General features: G+C 64.7%; 15 protein-coding genes. 12 read left to right on the plus strand and 3 right to left on the minus strand.

What is annotated here, in order from left to right:
- Nucleotides 1–35 precede the first annotated feature (35 nt).
- Together B9Y97_RS08815 and gltB are read left to right on the plus strand one after the other, a co-directional pair.
- Nucleotides 36–767: a hypothetical protein gene (locus B9Y97_RS08815; RefSeq protein ID WP_085526383.1), complete on the plus strand. Its 732-nt coding sequence runs from the start codon at nt 36–38 to the stop codon at nt 765–767.
- A complete protein-coding gene (gene gltB, locus B9Y97_RS08820) occupies nt 754–5295 on the plus strand; it encodes a glutamate synthase large subunit (protein WP_085526384.1) in 4542 nt (1513 codons plus the stop codon). Before B9Y97_RS08815 ends, gltB begins: the two co-directional genes overlap by 14 nt.
- A gap of 52 nt (nt 5296–5347) precedes the next feature.
- On the opposite strand, the gene B9Y97_RS08825 is transcribed toward gltB, so the two are convergent.
- Entirely contained in the window at nt 5348–5854 is a 507-nt protein-coding gene (locus B9Y97_RS08825) for a hydrolase (RefSeq protein WP_085526385.1), read from the minus strand.
- A gap of 197 nt (nt 5855–6051) precedes the next feature.
- On the opposite strand from B9Y97_RS08825, the gene mtgA reads away from it, so the two are divergent.
- From mtgA to B9Y97_RS08845, 4 genes are all read left to right on the plus strand, one after another.
- Nucleotides 6052–6738 carry a monofunctional biosynthetic peptidoglycan transglycosylase gene (gene mtgA, locus B9Y97_RS08830; protein WP_139828417.1) on the plus strand — a complete coding sequence of 229 codons (687 nt, stop codon included), beginning with the start codon at nt 6052–6054 and terminating at the stop codon, nt 6736–6738.
- A 54-nt stretch (nt 6739–6792) separates the two neighbouring features.
- Nucleotides 6793–7458: an FtsZ-binding protein FzlA gene (locus B9Y97_RS08835; protein WP_085526387.1), complete on the plus strand. Its 666-nt coding sequence runs from the start codon at nt 6793–6795 to the stop codon at nt 7456–7458.
- On the plus strand, nt 7455–8492 hold the full coding sequence (gene queG / locus B9Y97_RS08840; RefSeq protein ID WP_254900886.1) for a tRNA epoxyqueuosine(34) reductase QueG: 1038 nt from the start codon (nt 7455–7457) through the stop codon (nt 8490–8492). Before B9Y97_RS08835 ends, queG begins: the two co-directional genes overlap by 4 nt.
- A 158-nt stretch (nt 8493–8650) precedes the next feature.
- The gene (locus B9Y97_RS08845; RefSeq protein ID WP_085526388.1) at nt 8651–9691 is read left to right on the plus strand and encodes a cytochrome-c peroxidase; all 1041 of its coding nucleotides are present in this window, start codon (nt 8651–8653) and stop codon (nt 9689–9691) included.
- 79 nt (nt 9692–9770) lie between these two features.
- Here B9Y97_RS08845 and B9Y97_RS08850 read toward each other — a convergent pair whose 3' ends face one another.
- Nucleotides 9771–10196, minus strand: a complete 426-nt coding sequence (locus B9Y97_RS08850) for a hypothetical protein (RefSeq protein ID WP_085526389.1) — start codon at nt 10194–10196, stop codon at nt 9771–9773.
- A 71-nt stretch (nt 10197–10267) separates the two neighbouring features.
- The gene (locus B9Y97_RS08855) at nt 10268–11137 is read right to left on the minus strand and encodes a branched-chain amino acid aminotransferase (RefSeq protein ID WP_085526390.1); all 870 of its coding nucleotides are present in this window, start codon (nt 11135–11137) and stop codon (nt 10268–10270) included.
- A gap of 166 nt (nt 11138–11303) precedes the next feature.
- Here B9Y97_RS08855 and B9Y97_RS08860 point away from each other — a divergent pair, with 166 nt between their 5' ends.
- Genes B9Y97_RS08860 through dxs form a run of 6 tightly spaced genes read left to right on the plus strand, consistent with a single transcriptional unit; the run spans nt 11304 to nt 16502 of the window.
- Entirely contained in the window at nt 11304–11804 is a 501-nt protein-coding gene (locus tag B9Y97_RS08860) for a MarR family winged helix-turn-helix transcriptional regulator (protein ID WP_085526391.1), read from the plus strand.
- Nucleotides 11804–12457, plus strand: a complete 654-nt coding sequence (locus B9Y97_RS08865; protein WP_085526392.1) for a winged helix-turn-helix domain-containing protein — start codon at nt 11804–11806, stop codon at nt 12455–12457. The genes B9Y97_RS08860 and B9Y97_RS08865 overlap by 1 nt, the downstream gene beginning before the upstream one ends.
- 57 nt (nt 12458–12514) lie before the next feature.
- On the plus strand, nt 12515–13450 hold the full coding sequence (locus B9Y97_RS08870) for a histone deacetylase family protein (protein ID WP_085526393.1): 936 nt from the start codon (nt 12515–12517) through the stop codon (nt 13448–13450).
- Entirely contained in the window at nt 13447–13689 is a 243-nt protein-coding gene (locus B9Y97_RS08875; protein WP_085526394.1) for an exodeoxyribonuclease VII small subunit, read from the plus strand. Before B9Y97_RS08870 ends, B9Y97_RS08875 begins: the two co-directional genes overlap by 4 nt.
- Nucleotides 13690–14550, plus strand: a complete 861-nt coding sequence (locus tag B9Y97_RS08880) for a polyprenyl synthetase family protein (RefSeq protein ID WP_085526395.1) — start codon at nt 13690–13692, stop codon at nt 14548–14550.
- Between the two features lie 23 nt (nt 14551–14573).
- Nucleotides 14574–16502 carry a 1-deoxy-D-xylulose-5-phosphate synthase gene (dxs, locus tag B9Y97_RS08885; protein ID WP_085526396.1) on the plus strand — a complete coding sequence of 643 codons (1929 nt, stop codon included), beginning with the start codon at nt 14574–14576 and terminating at the stop codon, nt 16500–16502.
- The last annotated feature ends 31 nt before the right edge of the window (nt 16503–16533 follow it).

Below are 16533 nucleotides of genomic sequence, written 5' to 3' on the forward strand. Positions count from 1 at the left end.
AAGGCAACCGGAACAAGGGAGGCAAGGAGATGCGATTGACCGCGACATTCGCCGCGCTTGGTGTCCTTGTGCTGCCGGCCATCGCCGGCGCCTTCACGCCGCCGGAGGGCTGCACGTCATTTCTGACTGTGCAGAACCGCAGTTGTTCGGTTACCCTGCAATGGCGGTGCAGCCCCGAAGAAAACAGCGATTTCTGGTCGGCCACATTCTCGTCCGAAGGGCTCGAATCGATCGTCCGCTATACGGACGACTACCAATGGCTTGATGCGGTCTACATGTGGGACAGCTCGCGCGAGGAATTCGCGCCGCCCGCCGCCGATCCGATCTCGCTCACCCGGCTGCTCGACACCGGGCGAGACACTTTCGATTTCACCATGCACCGCTCGCAGCCCGACCGCAGCTATGACGTTCGCGTGGTCGGGGCCGATACTCTGACTGGCGAGACCGTCGAGATCGACGGGTACAGCCTCGATGTGGTGCGCACCCGGGTGGAGATCACCGCCGAGGACGGCACGGTGGAATACAAGTCCGAAGGCGCGCAATATCTTTCGCGCCCGCTCGGGCAGTTCTTCCTCGGCACCGAACGGGTGTTTGGCACCGATGGGTCGGTTGCCGAGTTCGACGATGCCCCGGTCGACATCATCGAACCCGGCGAGCCGGGTTTCGGCGCGACCGAACCGCTTTACGAATGCAATATCCAGGATGCAGCCATGACGCCCGCCGCTCCGACGACGGCGCAGAAGGAGATCACCGATGACGAAACTTGACGACAACTGGATGGCCGAAGAACAGGCCCGCCGCGCCTGGCTTGCCGAGAACGGCATGTATCGTGACGAGTTCGAGCACGCCTCCTGTGGCGTCGGTCTCGTGGTGTCGATCGACGGCACGCCGTCGCGCAAGGTCGTCGAGCACGGCATCGACGCGCTGAAGGCGGTCTGGCACCGGGGCGCGGTAGACGCCGACGGCAAGACCGGCGACGGCGCGGGCATTCACGTTCAGATCCCGCAGGCCTTCTTTCACGACCAGATCCGTCGCACCGGCCACGAGCCGCGTGACAACGAACAGATCGCCGTGGGGCAGGTGTTTCTCCCGCGCACCGATTTCGGCGCGCAGGAAACCTGCCGCACCATCGTGGAAACGGAAGTTCTCCGCATGGGCTATTACATCTACGGCTGGCGCGGGGTTCCGGTGGATATCTCCTGCCTCGGAGAAAAGGCCAATGCCACCCGGCCCGAGATCGAGCAGATCATCATCTCGAACTCCAAGGGCGTCGACGAGGAAACCTTCGAGCGCGAGCTTTACGTGATCCGCCGCCGGATCGAAAAATCGGCGGTGGCGCGCGGCGTGCGCGAGCTTTACCTCGCCTCGCTGTCCTGCCGCTCGATCATCTACAAGGGCATGATGCTCGCCGAGCAGGTGGCGGTGTTCTACCCCGACCTGATGGATGAGCGTTTCGAGAGTGTATTCGCGATCTATCACCAGCGCTATTCCACCAACACCTTCCCGCAGTGGTGGCTGGCCCAGCCCTTCCGGATGCTCGCCCATAACGGCGAGATCAACACGCTCAAGGGCAACATGAACTGGATGCGGAGCCACGAGATCCGCATGGCATCTTCGGCCTTCGGCGACCTTGCGGAAGACATCAAGCCGATCATCGCCAGCGGTTCGTCCGATTCCGCGGCGCTCGATTCCGTGTTCGAGGTTCTGGTACGTGCCGGTCGGTCTGCGCCGATGGCAAAGGTGATGATGGTGCCGGAGGCGTGGTCGAAGCAAGCCGGGGAACTGCCGCAAGCCTGGGCCGACATGTATTCCTACGCCAACTCGACGATGGAGCCCTGGGATGGCCCGGCGGCGTTGGCAATGACCGACGGCCGCTGGGTCTGTGCCGGCCTCGACCGCAACGGACTTCGCCCGATGCGCTACGTCGTCACCGGCGACGGGCTCGTGATCGCGGGGTCGGAAGCCGGGATGGTGCCGATCGACGAGGCGACCGTGGTGGAGAAGGGCGCACTTGGCCCGGGCCAGATGCTCGCCGTCGACATGAAGGAAGGGCTCCTGTTCCACGATTCCGAAATCAAGGACAAGCTGGCGGCCTCGCGTCCCTTCGGCGAAGCCGTGAAGCACATCAAGGATATCGAAGAAGACCTCGCGAAGGTCGAAGAAAAGGCGATCTTCGCCGGCGAAGAGCTGCGCAAGCGGCAGATTGCGGCGGGCTATTCGCTCGAAGAGCTTGAACAGGTGCTCGCGCCGATGGCGGAGGACGGCAAGGAAATCCTCGCCTCGATGGGCGACGACACCCCCGCCGCCGTGCTCTCCAAGCAATACCGCAACCTCAGCCATTTCTTCCGGCAGAACTTCAGCCAGGTGACGAACCCGCCGATCGACTCCTTGCGCGAATTCCGCGTGATGAGTCTGAAAACCCGGTTCGGCAACCTCAAGAACGTGCTCGACGAAACCGGAAGCCAGACCGAGATACTCGTGCTCGAAAGCCCCTTCGTCGGCAATGCGCAATTCGAGGAACTGAAGGCGCAGTTCAACGCGCCTATGGTGGAGATCGATTGCACCTTCGCCGCCGATGGCGGGCCGAACGCGCTGCGCGACGCGCTTGAGCGGGTTCGCGCGGAAGCGGAAGATGCGGTGCGTTCCGGTGCCGGGCATATCGTGCTCTCAGACATGGGCCAGGGCGAAACCCGTGTGCCGATGCCGATGATTCTTGCCACCAGCGCGGTGCATTCCTGGCTGACCCGGCAGGGCCTGCGTACCTTCACCTCGCTCAACGTGCGCTCGGCGGAAGCCGTCGATCCGCATTACTTCGCCGTGCTGATCGGATGCGGTGCGACGGTGGTCAACGCCTATCTGGCCGAGGACAGCCTTGCCGACCGGATTTCGCGCGGGCTTCTCGACGCGACGTTGAGCGACGCCGTGCGCACCTACCGCGAAGCGATCAACCAGGGCCTGCTCAAGATCATGTCGAAAATGGGCATCTCGGTGATCTCGTCCTATCGTGGCGGGCTCAACTTCGAGGCCGTGGGCCTCAGCCGGGCGATGGTCAACGAGTATTTCCCCGGCATGACCAGCCGGATCTCGGGGATCGGCGTCGGCGGTATCCAGAAGAAGCTCGAAGAAGTCCACGCCCGGGGCTGGCTCAGCCAGGGCACCAACGTTCTGCCCATCGGCGGCTTCTACAAGGCGCGCAAAGGCGGCGAAACCCATGCCTGGGGCGCGCAGGCAATGCACCTGATGCAATCGGCCTGCGACCGGGCGTCCTACGAACTTTGGAAGAAGTATTCGGCGCTGATGCAGGCCAGCCCGCCGATCCACCTGCGCGACATGCTCGACATCAAGCCGCTCGGCGCGCCGGTGCCGATCGACCAGGTCGAAAGCATCACCGCGATCCGCAAGCGTTTCGTCACGCCCGGCATGTCGCTCGGTGCCCTTAGCCCAGAGGCGCACAAGACGCTGAACGTGGCGATGAACCGGATCGGCGCGAAATCCGACAGTGGCGAGGGCGGGGAAGACCCGGCCCACTTCGTGCCCGAGGCGAACGGCGACAACCCGTCAGCCAAGATCAAGCAGGTGGCCTCGGGCCGCTTCGGGGTGACGGCGGAGTATCTCAACCAGTGCGAAGAGCTTGAGATCAAGGTGGCCCAGGGCGCCAAGCCCGGCGAGGGCGGGCAATTGCCCGGCATCAAGGTCACCGACCTGATCGCGCGGCTCAGGCACTCGACCAAGGGTGTCACGCTGATTTCGCCGCCGCCGCATCATGACATCTACTCGATCGAAGACCTCGCGCAGCTGATCTACGATCTCAAGCAGATCAACCCGCGCGCCAAGGTCACGGTGAAGCTCGTCGCCTCGTCCGGCGTTGGCACGATCGCGGCCGGCGTGGCCAAGGCCAAGGCCGACGTGATCCTGATTTCGGGCCACAACGGTGGCACCGGTGCTTCGCCGGGCACCTCGATCAAGTTCGCCGGCCTGCCGTGGGAAATGGGCCTCACCGAGGCGCACCAGGTGCTCTCGATGAACAACCTGCGCAGCCGCGTCACCCTGCGCACCGATGGCGGCCTGCGTACGGGCCGCGATATCGTGATGGCGGCGATGATGGGGGCCGAGGAATACGGCATCGGCACCGCCGCGCTGATTTCCATGGGCTGCATCATGGTGCGCCAGTGCCAGTCCAACACCTGCCCGGTGGGGGTGTGCACCCAGCGCGAAGACCTGCGCGCCAAGTTCACCGGCAGTGCCGACAAGGTGGTCAACCTGATCACCTTCTACGCCCAGGAAGTGCGGGAGATCCTCGCCCGGATCGGCGCGCGCTCGCTCGACGAGGTGATCGGCCGGGCCGATCTGCTGAGTCAGGTCAGCCGGGGTGCCTCGCATCTCGACGATCTCGACCTCAACCCGCTGCTGGTGAAGGTCGATACCAATGACCGCGTGTCCTACGATCTCGACCGGCCGCGCAATCCGGTGCCCGATACGCTGGACGCGGAAATCGTGAAGGATGCCGCGCGCTTCCTCAAGGACGGCGAGAAGATGCAGTTGCAATACGCGGTGCGCAACACCGACCGCACCATCGGCACCCGCGTCTCCAGCCACATCGTGCGCAATTTCGGGATGCGCAACAAGCTCCAGCCCGACCACCTGACCGTGAAGCTCACCGGCTCCTGCGGCCAGTCGCTCGGCGCTTTCGCCGCCCCCGGCCTGAAACTGGAGGTCTCCGGCGACGCCAATGACTACGTCGGCAAGGGGCTTTCGGGCGGGATCATCGTGGTGCGTCCGCCAATGTGCAGCCCGCTGGTGGCGCAGGAAAACACCATCATCGGCAACACCGTGCTCTACGGGGCCACCGACGGCTATCTGTTCGCGGCGGGCCGTGCGGGCGAACGCTTCGCGGTGCGCAACTCCGGCGCGCATGTCGTGGTCGAAGGCTGTGGCACCAACGGCTGCGAGTACATGACCGGCGGTGTCGCGGTGATCCTCGGCGACATCGGTGCCAACTTCGGTGCCGGCATGACCGGGGGCATGGCCTATGTCTACGATCCCGATGGCCTCGCACCGACCTTCATGAACATGGAAACGCTCGTGACCGTGCCGGTGACCGTGGACCATTGGGAAACCGAGCTGAAATCGCTGATCCTGCGCCACGCAGACGAGACAGGCTCGGTCAGGGCGCACCAGATCCTGCAGGACTGGGACATCGAAAAACAGAAGTTCGTGCAGATCTGCCCCAAGGAGATGCTGCCGCACATCCCGGTGCCGCTCTCGCTCGAAGAAGACGCCATCCCGGCGGAGTGACACCGGCGGAAAACAGGTGCGAAGGGCGGCTCATCGGGCCGCCCTTTTCGCCTCAAACCTCGGCGAAGCCCACCACGTAGTTGTGGCCATAGTGCTTGGCGCATTTCGGGCAGGTCGTGTAGTAGAAATAGAGCCTCCCGTCAGGATTGCCCCGTTCGCGGGCAAGGGCCTCCATTTCCGCGCACCAGTCGCGCATCCGCGAATAGGGGCCGTCGAAAACGCGGGTCACAAACGTGCCGCTCAGCCGAACCATGTCTTCGCCGGGCACGTCCTTGCCCGCCGCAAAAAGATGTTCCGAGGTCCACGCCCCGAGATCGCGCGACAACACGAGAAACTCGTTCGGATCGTAGGCCCCCGCCGCTTCGAGGTGGCTGTGCACCCGCGGGAACACGCGCCCCATGTCGACCGGCACGTGGAAGATCGCATGGGTCACGGCGCGCACGAAAAGCTTGTTGTCGAAATGCAGGTCAAGCCCATCCCACGCCGCCGGGTCAAACCGCGGACAACACCCGGTTTCGGTGTCGGACATATCGGTAATGGGCAGGATATCGTATGGCATCGCTCTCTCCTTTCTCCCGCCCCATAGCACCGAACGGCCGACACCGCCTTGATCTGGCTGCGGCGCGGCGGAGCTTGGCCGATCGCGCCGCTTGACCGGGCCGCGTCGCGCGGTGACAAGGAATCATGGCACGACGGGACGACACGAAAAACGCATCGCTGACGCTGGGCTTGCTGCGCGGGCTCTGGCGGCTCCTGATGCGCATTGTCGGGCGTTTCGGCGGCTACATCCTGCGCTGGGTTCGCCGCGTGCTGACCGTGTTCTTCGCCGTCGTGGCCATTTCCGTGCTTGGTTATGCGGTCTTCGATCCGCGCACCACGCTCTACATCGCCGCCGAGCAAAGCCGGCTTGACCGGATGAGCCACGAATGGGTCGACTTCGACGAGATCGCCCCGGTGATGGCGCGCTCGGCGGTGGCGGCAGAAGATGCGAACTTCTGCATCCACTGGGGCTTCGACATGGTGGCGATCCGCCAAGTGATCGACAGGGGCGAAAGCCGGGGTGCCTCGACGATCAGCCAGCAGGTGGTCAAGAACGTCTATCTCTGGCCCGCCCGGTCGTGGCCGCGCAAGGCGCTTGAGGCGATGATCACGCCGGCGGTCGAGTTGGTCTGGTCGAAACGCCGGATCCTTGAAGTCTACCTCAACATGATCGAGTACGACGAGGGTGTGTTTGGCGTCGAGGCGGCGGCGCAGCATTACTTCGGGGTCACGGCCAAGGCGCTCAACGCCGAGCAGGCCGCGCGCCTCGCCGCGGTGCTGCCCGCGCCGAAAGATCGCTCCGCCTCGGCACCTTCGCAATTCGTGAGCCGTCGCGCCGCCTCGATCCGCGATGGGGCGGCAACAATCCTCCGGGATGGCCGCGCCGCCTGCTTCGAGGATTGAACGCCGCCCGAATTCGCGCCATTACCTGCTGAACCCCCAAGAGAACCGTCCGACATGACCCGCCTGTTTCACTTCCCCCTCTCCCCGTTCTGCCGGAAAGTGCGCCTTTCCCTGGCCGAAAAGAAGATCGACGTGGAACTCGTGGAGGAACGCTACTGGGAGAAATCCTCCGAGTTCCTGCGGCGAAATCCGGCCGGGAAGGTGCCGATCCTGAAGATCGACGGCAAGACCCTGACCGAGAGCGCGGCGATCTGCGAATATATCGAGGAACGCTATCCCGGGCCGTCGCTGATGCCGGTCGATCCCGATGGCCGCTACGAAGTGCGCCGGCTGGTGTGCTGGTTCGACGACAAGTTCCACAGCGAAGTGACCTCGAAGCTGCTCTACGAGCGGGTGAACAAGAAGATCACCGGGCAGGGCTACCCGGATTCGAACAACGTCAAGGCCGGGGCGCGGGCGATCAAGTATCACCTCGACTACCTCGGCTGGCTGCTCGACATGCGCCGCTGGCTTGCGGGCGACGCGATGACGCTCGCCGATTTCGCCGCCGCCGCGCATCTGTCGAGCCTCGATTACATCTCGGATGTCGACTGGGACCGCAACGCCAACGTGCGCGAGTGGTATTCCAAGATCAAATCCCGCCCGGCGTTTCGCTCGATCCTTGCCGACCAGATCTCAGGCTTCCCGCAACCGCCGCATTATGCGGATCTGGATTTTTGACCTCCGGACTGCGGCAGAAGCTCATCGACCACGCCCAGGCGGAGGGCTTCGCCAAGGTCGGCATCACCCGGCCCGACGTTTTGCCGACACTTGGCCGACGTCTTGCAGACTTCGTGGACAAGGGCCGGCACGGCGATATGGGATGGATGGCGGAGCGCATGCACTGGCGCGGCAATCCGGCGGCGCTCTGGCCTGAGGCGCGGTCAGTGATCATGCTGGCGGAAGTCTATTCGCCCGAGCATGACCCCCGCGAGGTGTTGCGCCACCCCGACAAGGCGGCGATCAGCGTCTATGCGCAAAACCGCGACTACCACGACATCGTCAAGAAACGGCTCAAGCGGGTCGGGCGCTGGTTGATCGACGAAGCGGGCAGAGATACTGAAATCAAGGTGTTCGTCGATACCGCGCCGGTGATGGAAAAACCGCTGGCGGCGGCGGCGGGTCTTGGCTGGCAGGGCAAGCACACCAACCTGCTCGCGCGCGATCTCGGCAACTGGTTTTTCCTCGGCGCGATCTTCACCACGCTGGAACTGGAGCCCGATGCGCCCGCCGCCGACCATTGTGGGGCCTGCACCGCCTGCCTCGATGCCTGCCCGACCCGGGCCTTTCCGGCCCCCTACCAACTCGACGCCCGGCGCTGCATTTCCTACCTCACGATCGAGCACAAGGGGCCGATCGACGAGGCCCTGCGCCCGGCGCTGGGCAACCGGATCTATGGCTGCGACGACTGCCTTGCCGCCTGCCCGTGGAACAAGTTCGCCGCCGTTGCCTCCGAGGTGCGCTACCGCGCGCGCGACGATCTTGCCGCGCCGGATCTTGCCGCGCTCGCCGCACTCGACGATGCCGGGTTCCGCGAGAAATTCTCCGGGTCCCCGATCAAACGCATCGGTCGTGCCCGCTTCCTGCGCAACGTCGCCTACGCGATCGGCAACTCAGGGGATTCGAGGCTGAAGGAAGCTGTGCGACCGTTGGCCGCAGACCCGGACCCGGTGCTCGCCGAGGCCGCACGCTGGGCGCTCGCCCGGCTTGGCTGAGCCCTTGTAGCCAGTGTTTCAAGGGGTTCGCGAAGCAAGGGCGAATCACTTTGCCGGACCGGATCATAGGGGCGAGAACTAACTTAGAATTGATCCAGATCAACGCGTTCTTAACCCCACTCTGGTCAGGTGCGAGGCATCTAAATGGAGGTTCCCCAATGAAGAAATTCGCTGTTGCGCTGCTTGCCACCACGGCCCTCGCCACCCCGGTGATGGCCGATGAACTGATGGAAGCGGCGCAGGATATGTTCAGCCCCCTGCCCTCGACGGTGCCGGCACTGGCCGAAAACATCGTGACGCCCGAGAAGATCGAACTGGGCAAGGCCCTGTTCTTCGACCCGCGCCTCTCGGCGTCGGGCGTGTTCTCGTGCTACTCCTGCCACAACCTCACGACCGGCGGTGACGACAACCTGGAAACCTCGATCGGCCACGGCTGGCAGAAAGGCCCGCGCAACTCGCCGACCGTTCTCAACGCGGTGTTCAACGAAGCCCAGTTCTGGGATGGCCGCGCGGTCGACCTTGCGGCTCAGGCGAAAGGCCCGATCCAGGCCGGCGTCGAAATGGCCAACACCCCCGAGCAGGTGGTGGATACGCTGAACTCGATGCCGCAATACGTGTCGATGTTCCAAGCCGCCTTCGACGGCGACGACGCGGTGAGCTTCGACAACATGGCAAAGGCGATCGAAGCCTTCGAGGCCACGCTGATCACCCCCGCACCGTTCGACGCCTACCTCAACGGCGACGCGAGCGCACTGACCGACGAAGAGAAAGCCGGTCTGGGACTGTTCATGGACAAGGGCTGCACCGCCTGCCACGCCGGTATCAACGTCGGTGGCGAGGGCTACTTCCCCTTCGGCCTGATCGAGAAGCCGGGCGCGGAAATCCTGCCCGAGGGCGACAAGGGCCGCTTCGCCGTGACCGATACGGTTGACGACGAATACGTGTTCCGCGCCTCGCCGCTGCGCAACATCGCGCTGACCGCACCCTACTTCCACTCCGGCAAGGTCTGGGATCTCAAGGTCGCGGTGCAGATCATGGCTGAAAGCCAGCTTGGCGACGCATTGAGCGACGAAGAAGCCAACCAGATCGTGGCCTTCCTCGGCAGCCTCACCGGCAAGATGCCGGACGTGACGGTTCCGATCCTGCCTGCCGAAACGGCGACCACGCCGCGTCCGACTGCGGAGGTTCTGCCGCAATAATCCCACAGCGGCACAATAATGGATTGGGCCGGCCTCGTGTCGGCCCATTTCTTTTCGGGCACGTCAATAAGAAAACATGTCAATGCATGTTGAAGGCATGGACCGCGGCCGCAACCCCGCCGGAGGCCTGGGAGATCGGGAATGGGCCAAGCGTGCTTTTTCCCACGATGTAGCTGATCCGGGTGGCATCTTCTCCTTTGCGGAAGACCACGCGGACATCCACCCCCTTGGCCCGAAAGGCGCGCGAGAGCGCGAGGGTAAGCTGCGTCTGGGTCTGATTGCCGGTGCGCGGCGGCACCCAATCCACCACCGCGACGATTTCGAGCCCCTCGCCATCACCGCGATGGGCGCGCAAGGCCTGCTCGGTAATCCCGAGCGGCCGCAGGTTGGGGTCTTTCGAGACCTGATACCAGCCGAGCGAAACCGCCGAGGGCAGAACCACCACGGTGATGATCACCAGCAGGTAGCTGAAGCTTCGGCGATGCTGTGGTATCGACTCAGGCATGCAATCCCCCGGGCTGGATCGCGCCAGCCTGGGGCAAAGGTCTTCAAATTCGGTGAATACGGGTGCCCGGATCAGGCCCGTACGAGCGCCTCGTAGGCTTCGGAGATCTCACGCGTGAGCGCGCCGACCTCGAACGTGTAGTCACCGATCTGGCCGACCGGGGTTACCTCGGCGGCCGACCCGGTCAGCCAGCATTGCTCGAACCCTGCCATCTCCTCGGGCATGATATGGCGCTCGTGCACCGGGATGCGGCGCTCCTTCAGCATGCCGATCACGGTTTGCCGGGTCAGGCCGTTGAGAATGGCATCGGGAAGCGGGGTATGAACCTCGCCGTCCTTGACGAAGAAGACGTTGGCCCCGGTCGCCTCGGCCACATAGCCGCGATAATCGAAGAACAGGGCGTCGGAACAGCCCTTCGCTTCGGCGGCGTGCTTCGACATCGTGCAGATCATGTAGAGCCCCGCGGCCTTTGCTGCCGTGGGGATCGTTTCGGGGCTGGGGCGCTTCCATTTCGAGATGTCGAGCTTGGCACCCTTGAACTTGGCGTCGCCGTAGTAGCTGCCCCATTCCCAGGATGCGACGGCGAGCCGCACCGGGTTGCGCGCAGACGACACGCCCATGTCGGGCCCGGCACCGCGGAAGGCGACGGCACGCACATAGGCGTCGGTGAGCCCGTTCGCCTTGAGCACCTCGTATTTCGCCGCTTCGATCTGCTCGACGGTCCAGGGGATCTCCATGTCGATCAGCGCGCCCGACGTCAGCAGGCGGTTGCTGTGCTTTTCGGACAGGAAGATCTTGCCGCCATAAGCGCGCTCGCCCTCGAATACCGACGAAGCATAGTGCAGGGCATGGCTCAGGATGTGCACCTTGGCATCGCGCCAGTCCACGAGTTCGCCGTCCAGCCAGATCTTGCCATCACGATCGTCATAGGCCCCAATCATGCGTCACACTCCTCCAAGCGCCTTGCGGCTTGCCATATATTGCGCAATTTAGGTCCGAAGCGGACATGATCTTGCGCGAAATCCGCGATTCGCTACCAGTTGCGTCTTGGAATGTCAACAAGGCTGACTTAAAAGCGAAGGCAGAACAGGACGGGAGGCGAACGGCATGGCGGATCGGATCGGGTCAGGAGGGCCATCGCTGCTGTTTCTGACCGACGAGCAGCTCAGGCAGGGGATCGAGGCGATGTTCTTTGCCTACCGCGGGTTCACCGCCGACCCGGACCGCATCCTTGATGCCCACGGCTATGGCCGCGCCCATCACCGCGCGCTGCATTTCATTCACCGCAGCCCCGGCACCACGGTGAACAACCTCCTGTCCATCCTGGGGGTCACCAAGCAATCGCTCAACCGCGTGCTGCGCTCGCTGATCGAGGAGGGGCTGGTGGAGGCCCGCGTGGGCGCGCGCGACAAGCGCGAACGACACCTGTATCTCACCGAGGCCGGTGCCGACCTGGAGCGCGAGCTTTCCGAGGTGCAGCGCGAGCGGATGCGCGCGGCCTACCGCGAGGCCGGGCCCGAAGCGGTGAGGGGGTTCCGCATGGTTCTGGAGGCGATGATGGACCCGGTCCAACGCCGTCATTTCAACCGGCTCAAGGACGGCGAGTGATGAGTGAACCGACCCCCGCCCACCTGCTCGTTGCCGAAGGCGATGCGCGCTTGAGTGATCTGTTGCGGCAATACCTCAAGTCACAAGGTTTTCTCGTCAGTGTCGCGCGCGATGCGGATCACGCCAGCAGGCTCCTCGCAGGGCTTGAATTCGATCTGATCCTGCTCGACGACGCCATGCCCGGTGCCGAGCGGCTTTCTCCCGACGGGCTGGTGCTGCACCTCGTGCCGGGAGGTGGCAAATCTCCCGGCGTGAAGGAATCGCTCGCCAAGCCGTTTGAACCCAAGGCGCTTTGCGAAAAGATCAACGCGATCCTCGACCGTCGCCCGCCACCCGCGAAGGTGACCGCGCGGGAAGTGCGGATGGGCGAGTTGCGCTTCGATATCGAGGCCGGCCGGCTCACCCGCGCCGGTGCCCCTCTGCGCCTGACCGCCACCGAGGTCCAGCTTCTGCGGGCGCTCGCCGCCGACCTCGGCAAGCCTTTGGGGCGGGGCGAACTGGTTGCTCGGCTCGGGCGCGAGGGGCTGCAGGCCAAGGCCCGCGCGGTGGATGTGCAGATCACCCGTCTCCGGCGCAAACTGGAGGCCGACCCGAAATCTCCGCGCCATCTCCAGACCGTGCGCGGCGCGGGCTACATGCTGGTTGGCGACTGAGCCTGACCGCGCCGCTTTGCGCTTGGCACCGGGGCGCGAAAGTTTCATGGTCGGGCCATGACAACAGCTTTGTTTTCCCACCCCGACTGCCTCCAACACGTAAACCCGCCGGGGCACCCTGAACAGGTTGCCCGTATCAAGGCGATCGAGGCCGCGCTTGCCAACCCGATCTTCGACGGGCTCGACCGGCGCGCGGCACCGCTTGGCGCGGAAGACGCGATCCGGCGCGCGCATCCGAAAGCCCAGATCGACGCGATCCGTGAGGTTATTCCGGATACGGGCTGGGCCCGGATCGACCCGGACACCACCGCCTCGCCGGGCTCATGGAACGCGGCGCTGCGCGCGGTGGGCGGCGTTTGCGCCGCCGTCGACGCGGTGCTGGCAGGCGAGGTGGCCAACGCCTTCGTTGCCACTCGCCCGCCCGGGCACCATGCCGAGCGCGCCAACGCGATGGGCTTCTGCCTGTTTTCCAACATCGCCATCGCCGCGCTGCACGCGTTGGAAACCCACGGGCTGAACCGGGTCGCGGTGCTCGATTTCGACGTCCACCACGGCAACGGCACGCAGGATGTGCTGTGGAATGAAAGTCGGGTGCACTTCGCCTCCTCGCACCAGATGCCGCTCTTTCCCGGCACCGGCGCGGCCCATGAGAAGGGGGCCTACCTCCAGATCAGGAACGTGCCGCTCCGGGCAGGCACCGGGCGCGAGGCAATGCAGGCGGCGTGGGAGGGCGAGATCCTGCCCTGGGTGAAGGAGTGGACACCGGAACTCGTGCTCATCTCCGCCGGGTTCGATGCCCATCGTGCCGATCCGCTCGCGGGGCTGCACTGGACAACGGAGGATTTCGGCTGGATCACCCACCGGATCTGCGATCTGGCCGACGATTGTTGTGGCGGCAAGGTGGTCTCGACACTCGAGGGCGGATATGATCTGGAAGCGCTCGCCGACAGTGTCGGCCTGCACGTGGAAGTTCTGATGGAGCGGGGAGCATGAGCGAAAAACCTGTTGAGGAAATGAGCTTCGAGGAAGCCATGCAGGAGCTTGAAGCCGTGGTCGGCCAGCTTGAACGGGGCGACGTGGCGCTTGAGGATTCGATCAGGCTCTACGAGCGTGGCGCGGCGCTGAAAGCGCGCTGCGAGGTCAAGCTCAAGGAAGCCGAAGAAAAGGTGGCCGCGATCACGCTGGATGCCAACGGCAACCCCACCGGCGCAAAGCCCGTCGAAGGTCTCTAGATGTTCCGCGCGCGTTTGGCCGAAGATGCCGCCCTGGTGCGCGCCTGCCTGCTCGACGCCTTGCCGAGATCGGGCCCGATGGCCGACCCGATGGCCTACGCGGTGACGGGCGGCAAGGGATTGCGCGGTTTTCTGGTGATCGAAGGGGCGCGGATGCTGGGGATCGAGCCGGACGGCGCCTGTTACCCTGCCGCTGCCGTCGAGGCGATTCACGCCTATTCGCTGGTCCATGACGATCTTCCGGCGATGGATGACGATGATCTGCGCCGGGGCCAGCCAACCCTGCACCGCAAGTGGGACGAAGCCACCGCGATCCTCGTCGGCGACGCACTGCAATCGCTTGCCTTCGAGCTGGTAACCCGCGCCGAGGTGGGCCCCGCCGAGGTTCGGGTCACGCTGGCGCGCACCCTGGCCGAGGCCGCCGGTGCGCGCGGGATGGTGCTGGGACAGGCGCTCGACATTGCCGCTGAGAGCGCCGCCGAGCCGCTGACGCTCGACGAGATCATCGCTCTGCAGGCCGGCAAGACCGGCGCTCTGATCCGCTGGTCCGCGACGGCGGGTGCCTTTCTTGCAGGCGAAAACCCCGACCCGTTGCGGCGCTATGGCGAGGCGCTCGGGCTGGCCTTCCAAATCGCCGACGATGTGCTCGATGTCGAAGGCGACGCCGGCAAGGTGGGCAAGGCGGTGGGCAAGGATGCCGAGGCGGGCAAGGCCACATTCGTCTCGCTGCTCGGCCTCGCGGCGGCGAAAACCCGCGCAGCAGAACTGGTGGATGAGGCCTGTGAGGCACTTGTCCCTTATGGTAGTGATGCAGATACCTTGCGGGAGGCTGCCCGCTTCGTTATTGCCCGAGACGCTTGAGCATTTGAAAGTCCGTAATCGTCATGTCCGATCGCCCTGTTACCCCGCTCCTCGACCGTATCGCCTCGCCTGCTGACATGAAGCAACTCTCGGTGGCGCAGTTGAGGCAACTGGCCGACGAGCTGAGGGCGGAAACGATCAGCGCGGTCTCCGAAACCGGCGGCCACCTTGGCGCCGGGCTTGGCGTGGTCGAACTCACCGTGGCGCTGCACCATATCTTCGATACCCCGCGCGACCGGATCATCTGGGACGTGGGCCACCAGGTCTACCCCCACAAGATCCTGACCGGGCGGCGCGACCGGATCCGCACCCTGCGCCAGAAGGGCGGTCTTTCGGGCTTCACCAAGCGTTCGGAAAGCCCCTACGACCCGTTCGGCGCGGGCCACAGCTCGACCTCGATCTCGGCCGCCGTCGGTTATACCATGGCGCGCGAACTCGGCGGCACCCCTGACCCGGCGCTGGGCGACGCGGTGGCGGTGATCGGCGATGGCGCGATGAGCGCCGGCATGGCCTTCGAGGCGATGAACAACGCAGGCCACCTGAAAAAGCGGATGTTCGTCATCCTCAACGACAACGACATGTCGATCGCGCCGCCGGTGGGCGCGCTGTCGACCTATCTTAGCCGTCTCTACGAGGCCGAGCCGTTCCAGGAATTCAAGGCCGCGGCCAAGGGCGCGGTGAGCCTTCTGCCGCAGCCCTTCCAGGAAGGCGCGCGCCGGGCGAAGGAAATCCTCAAGACGATGACCGTGGGCGGCACGATGTTCGAGGAGCTTGGCTTTTCCTATATCGGCCCGCTCGACGGCCACGATATCGAGCACCTCACCGGCGTTCTGCGCGCGGCGCATGATCATGCCACCGGGCCGGTGCTGATTCACATCATCACCCGGAAGGGCAAGGGCTACGCCCCCGCCGAAAACGCGAATGACCGGGGCCACGCCACCTCGAAATTCGACGTGATCACCGGCAAGCAGCACAAGTCGCCCTCGAACGCACCCGCCTATACCAAGGTGTTCGGTCAGGTGCTCACCGATCTCGCGGTGCGCGACGACAAGGTTTGCGCGGTCACCGCCGCGATGCCCGACGGCACCGGCGTTGGCATGATGGCCGATCGCTATCCGACCCGTACCTTCGACGTGGGCATCGCCGAGCAGCATGCGGTCACCTTTTCCGCCGGGCTTGCCGCCGGCGGGATGAAACCGTTTTGCGCGCTCTATTCCACCTTCCTGCAACGCGGCTACGACCAGGTTGTGCATGACGTGGCGATCCAGCGCCTGCCCGTGCGTTTCATGATCGACCGCGCCGGGCTTGTCGGGCAGGACGGCGCTACCCATGCCGGTAGCTACGATCTTTCCTATCTCGGCAACCTGCCGGGCTTCGTGATCATGGCACCTTCGGACGAAGCGGAACTCATGCACATGGTCGCCACCGCCCATGCCATTGACGATGGCCCCTCGGCGGTGCGTTATCCGCGCGGCGAGGGCGTGGGTGTCGACATGCCCGAGGTGCCGCACGTGCTCGAAATCGGCAAGGGCCGGATCGTGGAGGAGGGGAGCCGGGTGGCGATCCTGACCCTCGGCACCCGGCTAGAGGAGGCGCGCAAGGCCGCCGAACGGCTTTCGCAGCGTGGCATCACGCCCACGATTGCGGATGCCCGTTTCATGAAGCCGCTCGACCAGGACATGATCCTTGCCCTCGCACGGGGCCACGAAGTGCTGATTACCGTCGAGGAGGGCGCAGTCGGGGGCTTTGGCAGCCATGTTGCGCAGCTTCTCGCGGAGAACGGCGTTTTTGACGGCGGGCTAAAGTTCCGCTCGATGTTCCTGCCCGACACCTTCATCGACCACGCGAGCCCTGCCCAGATGTATGAAGAAGCCGGGCTGACAGCCGCCGACATCGAAACCAAGGTTCTCGAAGCGCTCGGAATCGCGGAAATCGGGGTGAAAAGGGCCTGAGATCGGCCCGATTGGATCCCTCATGCAACAC

The organism is Maritimibacter sp. HL-12, assembly GCF_900177545.1.
Taxonomy (GTDB): Bacteria; Pseudomonadota; Alphaproteobacteria; order Rhodobacterales; family Rhodobacteraceae; genus Sinisalibacter.

Coding starts and splice junctions, on each gene's coding strand:
- gltB (WP_085526384.1), top strand. CDS start 754: ATGACGAAACTTGACGACAACTGGATGGCCGAAGAACAGGCCCGCCGC.
- B9Y97_RS08825 (WP_085526385.1), bottom strand. CDS start 5,854: ATGCCATACGATATCCTGCCCATTACCGATATGTCCGACACCGAAACC.
- mtgA (WP_139828417.1), top strand. CDS start 6,052: ATGCGCATTGTCGGGCGTTTCGGCGGCTACATCCTGCGCTGGGTTCGC.
- B9Y97_RS08835 (WP_085526387.1), top strand. CDS start 6,793: ATGACCCGCCTGTTTCACTTCCCCCTCTCCCCGTTCTGCCGGAAAGTG.
- B9Y97_RS08845 (WP_085526388.1), top strand. CDS start 8,651: ATGAAGAAATTCGCTGTTGCGCTGCTTGCCACCACGGCCCTCGCCACC.
- B9Y97_RS08850 (WP_085526389.1), bottom strand. CDS start 10,196: ATGCCTGAGTCGATACCACAGCATCGCCGAAGCTTCAGCTACCTGCTG.
- B9Y97_RS08855 (WP_085526390.1), bottom strand. CDS start 11,137: ATGATTGGGGCCTATGACGATCGTGATGGCAAGATCTGGCTGGACGGC.
- B9Y97_RS08860 (WP_085526391.1), top strand. CDS start 11,304: ATGGCGGATCGGATCGGGTCAGGAGGGCCATCGCTGCTGTTTCTGACC.
- B9Y97_RS08865 (WP_085526392.1), top strand. CDS start 11,804: ATGAGTGAACCGACCCCCGCCCACCTGCTCGTTGCCGAAGGCGATGCG.
- B9Y97_RS08870 (WP_085526393.1), top strand. CDS start 12,515: ATGACAACAGCTTTGTTTTCCCACCCCGACTGCCTCCAACACGTAAAC.
- B9Y97_RS08875 (WP_085526394.1), top strand. CDS start 13,447: ATGAGCGAAAAACCTGTTGAGGAAATGAGCTTCGAGGAAGCCATGCAG.
- B9Y97_RS08880 (WP_085526395.1), top strand. CDS start 13,690: ATGTTCCGCGCGCGTTTGGCCGAAGATGCCGCCCTGGTGCGCGCCTGC.
- dxs (WP_085526396.1), top strand. CDS start 14,574: ATGTCCGATCGCCCTGTTACCCCGCTCCTCGACCGTATCGCCTCGCCT.